The organism is Streptomyces sp. ADMS, from assembly GCF_033441795.1.
In the GTDB taxonomy this organism is placed as follows: Bacteria; Actinomycetota; Actinomycetes; order Streptomycetales; family Streptomycetaceae; genus Streptomyces.
Map to the genome: position 1 here is coordinate 1 of NZ_JAVFVX010000005.1, position 10,656 is coordinate 10,656.

General features: G+C 69.2%; 7 protein-coding genes. 2 read left to right on the top strand and 5 right to left on the bottom strand.

Going from position 1 to position 10,656, the window contains the following annotated elements:
* From RB628_RS03270 to RB628_RS03290, 5 genes are all read right to left on the bottom strand, one after another.
* Positions 1-600: flavodoxin-dependent (E)-4-hydroxy-3-methylbut-2-enyl-diphosphate synthase (locus RB628_RS03270; RefSeq protein WP_318318720.1), on the bottom strand; the 600-nt coding region annotated here is incomplete at its 3' end.
* 552 nt (positions 601-1,152) lie between these two features.
* Positions 1,153-2,448 carry a site-2 protease family protein gene (locus tag RB628_RS03275; RefSeq protein ID WP_318318855.1) on the bottom strand — a complete coding sequence of 432 codons (1,296 nt, stop codon included), beginning with the start codon at positions 2,446-2,448 and terminating at the stop codon, positions 1,153-1,155.
* Positions 2,449-2,456: 8 nt separating this feature from the next.
* A complete protein-coding gene (dxr, locus tag RB628_RS03280; protein WP_318318721.1) occupies positions 2,457-3,737 on the bottom strand; it encodes a 1-deoxy-D-xylulose-5-phosphate reductoisomerase in 1,281 nt (426 codons plus the stop codon).
* Positions 3,738-4,118: 381 nt separating this feature from the next.
* Positions 4,119-6,056 (bottom strand): acyl-CoA dehydrogenase family protein, encoded by a 1,938-nt coding sequence (locus tag RB628_RS03285; RefSeq protein WP_318318722.1) that lies wholly within the window; start codon positions 6,054-6,056, stop codon positions 4,119-4,121.
* Positions 6,057-6,192: 136 nt separating this feature from the next.
* On the bottom strand, positions 6,193-7,002 hold the full coding sequence (locus tag RB628_RS03290; RefSeq protein ID WP_318318723.1) for a GH12 family glycosyl hydrolase domain-containing protein: 810 nt from the start codon (positions 7,000-7,002) through the stop codon (positions 6,193-6,195).
* Between the two features lie 247 nt (positions 7,003-7,249).
* Between RB628_RS03290 and RB628_RS03295 the strand changes: the two genes are divergently transcribed.
* A complete protein-coding gene (locus RB628_RS03295) occupies positions 7,250-8,263 on the top strand; it encodes a LacI family DNA-binding transcriptional regulator (RefSeq protein ID WP_318318724.1) in 1,014 nt (337 codons plus the stop codon).
* A gap of 170 nt (positions 8,264-8,433) precedes the next feature.
* Positions 8,434-10,485: a glycoside hydrolase family 31 protein gene (locus tag RB628_RS03300; RefSeq protein ID WP_318318725.1), complete on the top strand. Its 2,052-nt coding sequence runs from the start codon at positions 8,434-8,436 to the stop codon at positions 10,483-10,485.
* Positions 10,486-10,656 lie beyond the last annotated feature (171 nt).

Below are 10,656 nucleotides of genomic sequence, written 5' to 3' on the forward strand. Positions count from 1 at the left end.
GTTGACCATGATCACCGGGTCGTTGTGCTTGACGGAGATCTTGATGTCCCGGAAGTCGTGCTCCTCGAAGAGCGACGCCTCCCACAGCGCCGACTCGACGAGTGCCTCCGGAGTGGCCCTGCCGTACTTCTGGAGCAGCCGCTTGTCGAGCGAACCGGCGTTGACGCCGATGCGGATCGGCGTGCCGTGGTCCTTGGCGGCGCGCGCGATCTCCTTGACCTGGTCGTCGAACTGCTTGATGTTGCCGGGGTTCACCCGCACCGCGGCGCAACCGGCCTCGATCGCGGCGAACACGTACTTCGGCTGGAAGTGGATGTCCGCGATCACCGGGATCTGCGACTTGCGGGCGATGGTCGCCAGCGCGTCCGCGTCGTCCTGCGTCGGACACGCCACCCGTACGATCTGGCAGCCGGACGCCGTCAGCTCGGCGATCTGCTGGAGCGTGGCCCCGATGTCCGACGTACGCGTCGTCGTCATCGACTGCACCGACACCGGCGCGTCTCCGCCCACGGCCACCGAACCGACCTGGATCTGCCGGCTCTTCCGGCGCTCGGCGAGTTTGGTCGGAACGGACGGCATGCCGAGAGAAATCGCAGTCATCTGCTGTGCAACCCCAAGTTGTGGTTCAAGGTCCGGTCCCGTGAACAGCGGGCTCCAGGCTTCGAGATTACGGCACGTGCCCAGGCCCGAGCACATCCCGCACGTAAACCCACTCATTGGAGAACGGCCCGGCCCACAGGGTGCCGGGCCGCCATGAACACCGCGTGAACCCGGGATTCCGACCGGGTTCACGCATGGGACAGCCTGCCGTTCGGGCGGCAGCCCCGTCGTCCCGTGTGCCGCACGCCATCTGCGGCCTCGAACCAAGCCCGTGATATCGATCCTGTAGGGCGGCAGCTTCGGCTCACGGCACAGGACGGTTCCTGGAGCATCGCGGTAGAGCATGCTCACGGTCTCCGGCCAGGTACCGTCCTCAAACCAGCGAGTTCGACGCGGCTGCAGCTTGCCGGGTGCCCCGTACTTCTCGGGAAGGTCTCGCCTACGAGCACGAGGACCGTACAGCCGCTCGACAACGAGACACGCGACGAAAACGGGGCTGTTCATCACAATGAGTGATGAACAGCCCCGTCTCCTGGGTATCGGGCCGCGCCGTCAGCCGCTCAAGCGGACCGGGTTGACCACGTCCGCCACCAGGACGAGGAGCGTGAAGCAGATGAAGATCCCGGCCACCACATAGGCCACCGGCATCAACTTCGCCACATCGAACGGACCGGGGTCCGGGCGCTTGAGCACCTTCGCCGTGTTCCGTCGCAGCGCCTCCCACAGGGCACCCGCGACATGGCCGCCGTCGAGCGGCAGCAGCGGGAGCATGTTGAAGAGGAAGAGGGACAGGTTGAAGCCCGCCACCAGCATCAACGCCAACGCCAGCTGTTGGGTGGGCGGGATGTCCAGGGTGAAGATCTCGCCGCCCACGCGGGCCGCGCCGACCACGCCCATCGGGGAGTCCGCCTCACGTTCGCCGCCGTCGAAGGCGGCGTTCCACAGGGCGGGGATCTTGCCGGGCAGGCCGGCGATGGAGTCGACGGCCTCGCCCATCCGGTCGCCCATCCAGGTCACCGAGTCGCCGAAGTCCTGGCGGACGATGCCGCTGGCCGCGCTGAAGCCGAGGAAGCCGGCCGTGACGTACTGGCCCTCGACGATCTGACCGCTGGAGTCCTTCTTCGCGACCTGGTTCGTGGCGATCTTCGCGTGGAGGGTGACCTGCTCGCCCTCACGGTCGACGACGATCGCCACCTCCTTGCCGGGGTTCGCGCGGATCTCGTCCGAGAGCTTGTTCCAGGTGTCGACCTGGACCCCGCCGAAGGAGAGGATCTTGTCGCCCGCCTTGAGGCCGGCCGCAGCGGCCGGGGAGGCCGCGTCGGTCTTGCGGCAGTCGTCGCGGCCCTCGCTCTGGGCGATGACGCACTGGGAGACCGAGCTGACGCTGGTGGTCTGCTGCGAGACGCCGAAGCCCATGAGGACGGTCAGGAACAGGGCCGCCGCGAGGATCAGGTTCATGAACGGGCCCGCGAACATCACGATGACCCGTTTCCAGGGCTTGCGCGTGTAGAACAGGCGCTTCTCGTCGCCCGGCTGCAGTTCCTCGAAGGACTGGGCGCGCGCGTCCTCGATCATCACGCGCCAGGGAGAGGTCGAGCGGGCCTCGATGCGGCCGTCCGGGCCCGGCGGGAACATACCGATCATGCGGATGTAGCCGCCGAACGGGATCGCCTTGATGCCGTACTCGGTCTCGCCCTTCCTGCGCGACCAGATCGTCGGGCCGAAGCCGACCATGTACTGCGGTACGCGGATGCCGAAGAGTTTCGCCGTGGACAGATGCCCCAGCTCGTGCCAGCCGATCGACACCAGCAGGCCGATCACGAAGACGACTATGCCGAGAATCATCATCAGTGTCGTCATGCACGGGCCTCCACGGTCGCCGTCGCCTGCTCTGTCTTCGTCTGCTGTGTCAGTTCCCGGGCCCTCGCCCGCGCCCAGGTCTCCGCCTCAAGGACGTCCGCGAAGGTCAGGGAAGTTCCCGTACGAGGGGTGCCGTGCTCCTCGACCACCCTGGTCACGGTCTCCATGATTCCGTTGAAGGGCAGTCCGCCGCTGCGGAACGCCTCGACGCACTCCTCGTTGGCCGCATTGAACACCGCGGGGGCCGTGCCAGCGAGCTGCCCGACATGCCGGGCGAGGCCGACCGACGGGAACGCCTCGGTGTCGAGCGGGAAGAACTCCCACGTCGACGCCCTGCTCCAGTCGAACGCGGGTGCCGCGTCCGGGACCCGCTGGGGCCAGCCGAGGCCGATCGCGATGGGGCCGCGCATGTCGGGGGGCGTGGCCTGGGCCAGTGTCGATCCGTCCGTGAACTCAACCATCGAGTGGACATACGACTGCGGGTGCACGACCACCTCAATGCGGTCGAAGGGAATGTCGTAGAGGAGGTGTGCCTCGATCACCTCCAGGCCCTTGTTGACGAGCGTCGCGGAGTTGATCGTGATCACCGGGCCCATCGCCCAGGTGGGGTGCGCGAGCGCGTCCTCGACCGTCACATCGGCCAGTTCTGCCTTCGTACGGCCGCGGAAGGGGCCGCCGGACGCGGTGACCACGAGCTTGCGCACATCGGACCGGGTGCCGGCCGCCAGGGCCTGGAACAGTGCCGCGTGCTCGGAGTCGACCGGGATGATCTGGCCCGGCTTGGCGAGCGCCTTGACCAGTGGGCCGCCGACGATGAGGGATTCCTTGTTGGCGAGCGCGAGGGTGCGGCCCGCCTCCAGGGCGGCGAGGGTCGGGGCGAGGCCGATGGAGCCGGTGATGCCGTTCAGCACCGTGTGGCAGTCGGTGGCGGCGAGGTGGGTGGCCGCCTCCGGTCCGGCGAGTATCTCGGGGAGCGGTTCCCCTGCGCCGTACCGCGCGCTCAGCGCCTCGCGCAGGGCCGGTACGGCCTCCTCCTGGGCGACCGCGACCCTGGCTGCGCGCAGTCGGTGGGCCTGCTCGGCCAGGAGCGCGACCCTGCCGCCCGCGGCGGAGAGCCCGGTGACCCGGAAGCGGTCCGGGTTGCGCAGCACGAGGTCGATGGCCTGGGTGCCGATCGACCCGGTGGAACCGAGGATCACCACGTCCCGCGGACCGTCTCCGGCGACGGGGTCGAAGACGAGGTGTGGGTCTGCGAGTGGGGCTGGACTGTCGGTCATCCCTCCATTGTGGCCGCTGCCACCGGCAGTGAGGACAGGGCGTCCCTCGGGTGAGTGCCAGGTGAGTGGTGTGGTGGACGTCTTGTCGGTTCTCCGTATGGGATGAGCGGAAATCTCCGTGGGGTCGTAGCCCTCGTGCTCGTACTCGACGATCGGTTCACGGCCGAGGGTCCGGCGCGGTCCATGCCGTCGCGCGGGTAGCCGGTCGCCCGGCCGGCGGGCGTCGAGCAGATCGTCGAGGTGCCCACCTTCGGTCCGCCGGCGGGTCGAAGGTGGGCAGCGGCGCCCTCGCCCCGCCGGCGACCAGGGCGAGCGCGCAGTCGTTCAGGGGCACCGCGGGCTCGTCCAATCGTTGCGTACGCTCCACAGGGCGCCCACGGATCAGCGGATGGGGCGGTGGACGTTCTCCTGTTCCGTCGGGCCAGGTGTGGCGTCCGCGATCCAGGGGCCCTCCCCCGAGAGGTCGACGACGCCCTCCTCCAGCCAGGTGTACGTGCCGGCGAGGACGCCCTTGACCACCGCGCGGTCGACGTCGTCGGTGTTGGTCCACAGGCGGCCGAAGAGTTCCTCGACGCGGACGCGGGCCTGGCGGCAGAAGGCGTCGGCGAGCTGGTAGGCCTCGCGGCCGTTCTGCCCCTGGGAGCGCAGGAGTTCGGCGCGTACGCAGGCCGCGCTCATCGCGAAGAGTTCGGCGCCGATGTCGACGATCCGGCCGAGGAATCCCTGCTTGGTCTCCATCCGGCCCTGCCAGCGGGACATGGCGTAGAAGGTGGAGCGGGCCAGCTTGCGGGCACTGCGCTCGACGTACCGCAGATGCGGCGACAGGTCGACGCCGTCGTTGCGCTTGAACTCGGCGTACGAGTTCGGGAGTTGTCCGGCCCCGGTGACCAGCTTGGGCAGCCACTTGGCGTAGAAGACACCGGCGTTCGCGCCCGCCCTCGCCTTGTCCGACAGCGACTTCTCTGGGTCGATGAGGTCGCCCGCGACCGACAGATGGGCGTCGACCGCCTCGCGCGCGATCAGCAGATGCATGATCTCCGTCGAGCCCTCGAAGATGCGGTTGATGCGGAGGTCGCGCAGGATCTGTTCGGCGGGGACCGCCCGTTCCCCGCGGGCCGCGAGCGACTCCGCGGTCTCGAAGCCGCGTCCACCGCGGATCTGGACGAGTTCGTCCGCCATCAGCCAGGCCATCTCGGAGCCGTACAGCTTGGCGAGAGCGGCCTCGATGCGGATGTCGTTGCGGTTCTCGTCGGCCATCTGGGAGGAGAGGTCCAGGACGGCTTCCAGGGCGAAGGTGGTGGCCGCGATGAAGCTGATCTTCGCGCCGACCGCCTCGTGCAGCGCGACCGGCCTGCCCCACTGCTCCCGTACGCCCGACCACTCCCGGGCGATCTTCAGGCACCACTTCCCGGCACCGACACACATGGCGGGCAGGGACAGCCGGCCCGTGTTCAGGGTCGTCAGGGCGATCTTGAGGCCCGCGCCCTCGGGGCCGATCCGGTTGGCGGCCGGGACACGCACCCGGTGAAGGCGGGTGACGCCGTTCTCCAGGCCGCGCAGGCCCATGAAGGCGTTGCGATGCTCGACGGTGACGCCCTCGGAGGAGGTCTCGACGACGAACGCGGTGATGCCGCCCTTGTGGCCCTCGGACTTCGGTACGCGGGCCATGACGACGAGGAGGTCGGCGACGACTCCGTTGGTCGTCCAGAGCTTCACCCCGTCCAGGACGTAGTCGTCGCCGTCCGGTACCGCGCTGGTGGCCAGCCGCGCCGGGTCGGAGCCGACGTCCGGCTCCGTCAGCAGGAACGCGGAGATGTCGGTGCGGGCGCAGCGCGGCAGGAACGCGTCCTTCTGTTCCTGGGTGCCGAAGAGCTTCAGGGGCTGCGGTACGCCGATCGACTGATGGGCGGAGAGCAGCGCGCCCAGCGCCGGGTTCGCGGAGCCGACGAGGGCGAGGGCCTTGTTGTAGTACACCTGGGTGAGGCCGAGGCCGCCGTACTTGGTGTCGATCTTCATACCGAGGGCACCGAGCTCCTTGAGCCCGTTGATCACCTCGTCCGGGATCTGTGCCTCGCGCTCGATGCGGGCCGCGTCGATCTTCGTCTCGCAGAAGTCGCGCAGCCTGGCGAGGAACTCCTCGCCGCGCTGCGCGTCCTCGGCGGGCGGGAGCGGGTGCGGGTGGATGAGGTCGAGCCGGAAGCGGCCGAGGAACAGTTCCTTGGCGAAGCTGGGCTTGCGCCAGCCCTGTTCCCTGGCGGCTTCCGCCACCTGGCGGGCTTCCCGTTCGGTGACGGTGGGTTTGACTGGGCTTGCGGACATTGAGGCACACCTCGCCGCGAATCGGGATCTTGAGGACCGTACGTTACTGATCGGTGCTACTCGATCGTTGGTACCCGATTACGGGCGACCTCACCAGTCCTCGCGCAGCCGTCCGGCCGAAGCGGGCCCCCGCCCGTCAGCCGATGTCGACGGAATAGGTCCTGGTGTCCAGGCGTCCCGTGCCCTTGAAGACCTCGGTGCCGGCCTCGATGCCGGAGACGTACTTGTCGTTGGTGAGCAGTTTGCGGCGGACCAGGGCCTGGGTGAAATCGTCGAGGTTGAGGGTGGCCCTGGTGGTGTTGGCGCGGCGGACGAAGGAGTGGACCTTCCAGCCGATGTCGCCCTCGTAGATGTCCCACATCGCGCCGCCGAGGCTGACGCTCGCCACCTTGGTGCCGAGCGGCCCGGCGCCGCCCTGGCGGTTGAGCCAGATCATGATCTCGTCGGTGGGCTGGTCCTGCCAGTCCGCGGTGTTCTTGGTGTGCAGCCACAGGTCGTAGGCGACGTTCATGACGCCGGGGTCCGAGCTGACGGAGAAGTCCCAGGTGGTCCGCACCGGCTTGCGGTCGCCGACGCGGATCGGCAGCTGGGTGGCGGTCCTGTCGGTCTTCCAGCCCCAGTGCCAGCCGAGGACCGTACTGGCGTACGTCTTGACGTCGTAGTCCTTGCCGGTGGCACTGTTGGCCCAGCTGTAGTCCGTGCCCCAGGAGATGGTGGAGCCGGACCGGGAGTTGTCCCAGACGCACTGGGAGCCGACGGCCTTCTCCTGGTTCCAGAGGTTGTTGTTGACGTAGTACTTGCCGAGCGTGATGGTGTCGAAGGCCGCGCACTTCCTGCTCGACTCGTCCGCCTGCGCGACGGTGACACCGGCGGCGGCCGCGAGGGCGACCGTCGCGGAGGCGAAGGTCTTCGCCTTCTTGGAGAGGCGCGGTCTGCGGTGTTGCATGGAGGTCCTTCCGAACGACGTTTCGCGTAGCACTCCTCAGTGGCCACCGACGGGTGCGAAAGTTGCCATGCCGTCCGGGAAAGCCCCGAGAAACCTTGTCGAAGCGCTTCGACAACATATGGACACCCACCCCCGGTGGGGTTACTGTCGTTGCACCCCTCACTCGCCGCTATCCCTCGCCGTTATCCGTCATCGTTATCCGTTACGCGCACTGTCGAAGCGCTTCACACAATGCTTGGAGAGCTGGATGGTCACCCTCGCCGAGGTCGCCCAGCACGCCGGAGTCTCGGCGAGCACGGTGAGCTATGTCCTCAGCGGCAAGCGGTCCATCTCCGCGGGCACCCGGCAGCGGGTCGAGCAGAGCATCCAGCAGCTCGGCTACCACCCGAACGCGGGCGCCCGGGCGCTGGCGAGCAGCCGTTCCAACATCATCGCCCTGATGGTCCCGCTGCGTACGGACATGTACGTACCGGTGATGATGGAGATCGCCATCGCCGTCGCCACGAACGCCCGCACCCATGGGTACGACGTCCTGCTGCTCACCGGCGAGGAGGGCCCCGACGCCGTGCGCCGGGTGACCGGCAGCGGGCTCGCCGACGCGATGATCCTGATGGACGTCGAACTCGACGACGAGCGGCTGCCGTTGCTGCGCGGGACGGACCAGCCGTCGGTACTCATCGGGCTGCCGGCCGCCACCGAGGGCCTGACCTGCGTCGATCTCGACTTCGGGGCCACGGGCGCGCTGTGCGCCGAACACCTCGCACAGCTCGGGCACCGCGACATCGCTGTCATCGGTGAGGCGCCCGCGGTCTACGAACGGCACACCGGTTTCGCCGAGCGCACGCTCGACGGACTCCGTTCACGGTCACGGGAGTTGGGGGTACGGGTACTGCACCGGCCGTGCGAGGGCGGGTACGACGCGATGACCGTGACCCTGGCCCGGATCTTCGACGAACGGCCGGGCACCACGGGGTTCGTCGTGCAGAACGAGTCGGCGGTCGAACCGCTGCTCGCGCTGCTGCGCCAGCAGGGACGGGCGGTGCCGGAGGACGTGTCGGTCATCGCCGTCTGCCCGGACCAGGTCGCCACCCAGGCGTCGGTGCGGCTGACGTCCGTCGCCATTCCGGCGCAGGAGATGGGGCGCCGCGCCGTGGAACTGCTGATCGCGAAGCTCGACGGGCGCGGGATCGACGAAGTCGCCCTTATTTCACCCGAGTTGACGGTGAGGGCGAGTACGGGGCCGGCCCCGGTCACTTCCTGAACCGGCTACCTCCCGATCCGACCACCACAACCGACCACCACACCCGTGCACCCGTGCACCCGTGCACCCGACACCCGTACATCCGGCAGGCGTCGGACACCCCTGCCTGTCCCGGTCCGGCAGCGCCGAGCCGCATCCCCCTCCCCACTCCTTCCTTCAGGAGCCGCCACGTGAACCAGCCCGCCGAACACCGGCCCCCCTCAGGCGCGGTCAGCCTCGCGCAGTCCTCCCCCACCATCGGCATGTTCCGTGAGCGGGACGGTGCGCTGGAGTGGAGCGGCCGACAGGAGACCGTACGGATAGAGCCCTGGGGCCCGGACGCGGTCCGGGTCCGGACGCGGCTCGGCGGGCCGGTCCTGGAGGGGCTGCCGGGTGCCCTCCTGGACGAGCCTGAGTCGACGCCCTGCACCGTCAAGATCGAGGACGGGCACGGCCAGTTGACCGTCGGAGCGCTGACCGTCGAGGTGAGCGCCGAGGGTCTGATCCGCTTCCTGCGCACCGACGACGCGGCCGAGCTGCTCGCCGAGGAACGGGCACACTTCTGGTGGCCGGGCTCGCGCCTCTACACCGCCGTTGGCAACGGCTACCACCGGCTGGAGCAGCGGTTCGCCGCCTACGAGGACGAGAAGCTGTACGGGCTCGGCCAGCACCAGCACGGTCTGTTCGACCAGAAGGGTGTCGTGCTGGACCTGGTACAGCGCAACGCCGAGGTGTCCGTGCCGGTGCTCACCTCCAGCCGCGGTTACACCCTGCTGTGGAACAGTCCGGCGATCGGGCGGGTGGAGCTGGCGGGCAACGGGACGCGCTGGGTGGCGGATTCGGCCCGGCAGATCGACTACTGGATCACCGCCGGGCAGCCGGCCGACGCCCAGCGGCGCTACAGCGCGGTGACGGGCCGTACGCCGATGCTGCCGGAGTGGGCGGCGGGCTTCTGGCAGTGCAAGCTGCGCTACCGCACGCAGGACGAACTCCTCGACGTGGCAAGGGAGTACAAGCGGCGCGGGCTGCCGCTGCGCGCCATCGTGTGCGACTTCTTCCACTGGACGCATCTGGGCGACTGGAAGTTCGACCCGGCCGAGTGGCCCGACCCGGCCGCCATGGTCGCGGAGTTGGCTGAGATGGGTGTCAAACTCGTCGTCTCCGTCTGGCCTTCGGTGTCGCCGCTCTCCGAGAACCACGAACTCATGGAGCAACGCGGCTACTTCATCGGCACGCAGTACGGCCCGATGGCGCACGCGGACTGGCCGGACAAGGGCGTCGCGTCCACCGTCCAGGTCGCCTTCTACGACGCGACGAACCCCGAGGCCCGGGACTTCCTCTGGTCGAAGATCCGTGACAACTATCTTGCCCCGTACGGCATCACCGCCTTCTGGCTGGACGCCTGCGAGCCGGAACTGAAGCCGGGCTTCCCGGAGAACCTGCGGTACTGGGCGGGACCCGGCCTGGAGGTCGGCAACCTCTACCCGGTCGAGAACGCCCGCACGTTCCACGAGGGCCTGATCGCGTCCGGCGAGGACGAGGTGATCAGCCTCAACCGCTCGGCGTGGGCGGGCAGTCAGCGTTACGGCGCCGCGCTGTGGTCCGGCGACATCGGCGTCGACTTCCCGACCCTGCGCCGCCAGATCGCGGCCGGTCTCAACACCGCCCTCTCCGGCATCCCCTGGTGGAACACCGACATCGGCGGCTTCCACGGCGGCGACCCGGACGACCCGGCGTACCGCGAGGTGATGGTCCGCTGGTTCCAGTTCGGCGCGTTCTCCCCGCTGATGCGGCTGCACGGTTTCCGCGACCCGGGCATGCCGCTGGGCCCCGACATGACCGGCGGTCCCAACGAGGTGTGGTCGTACGGCGAGGAGGCCGGCGCGATCATGGAGCGGTACGTCCGGTTGCGGGAGCGCCTGAAGCCGTACGTACTGCGGGTCATGCGCGAGGCGCACGAGGAGGGGCTGCCGGTGATGCGCCCGCTGTTCCTGGAGTTCCCCGACGACCCGGCAACCTGGTCGGTCGACGACGCCTATCTCTTCGGCCCCGACGTGCTGGTCGCCCCGGTCCTGACGGCGGGGGCGACGGCCCGTACGGCGTACCTTCCGGCGGGGGCGGCCTGGACGGACGCGTGGACCGGTGAGACGTACGAGGGCGGTGCGGCCGTGACGGTCGACGCGCCGCTGGACCGGATCCCGCTGTTCCTGCGGGACGGGGCGAGTCTCCCGGTCACCGAGTAGCCGCAGCGGCCGGTTCGGGGAGCTGGCTCAGGGGCCCGGCTCAGGGGCCCGGCTCAGGGCCGGCTGGCCAGCTCAAGGCCGGTTCGGGGCCCGACTCAAGGCCGATTCAGGGGCCGGCTCAGGGCTGGCTCAAGGTGCCGGCTCGGGGGCTCCCGACTCAGGGCCGGTCCA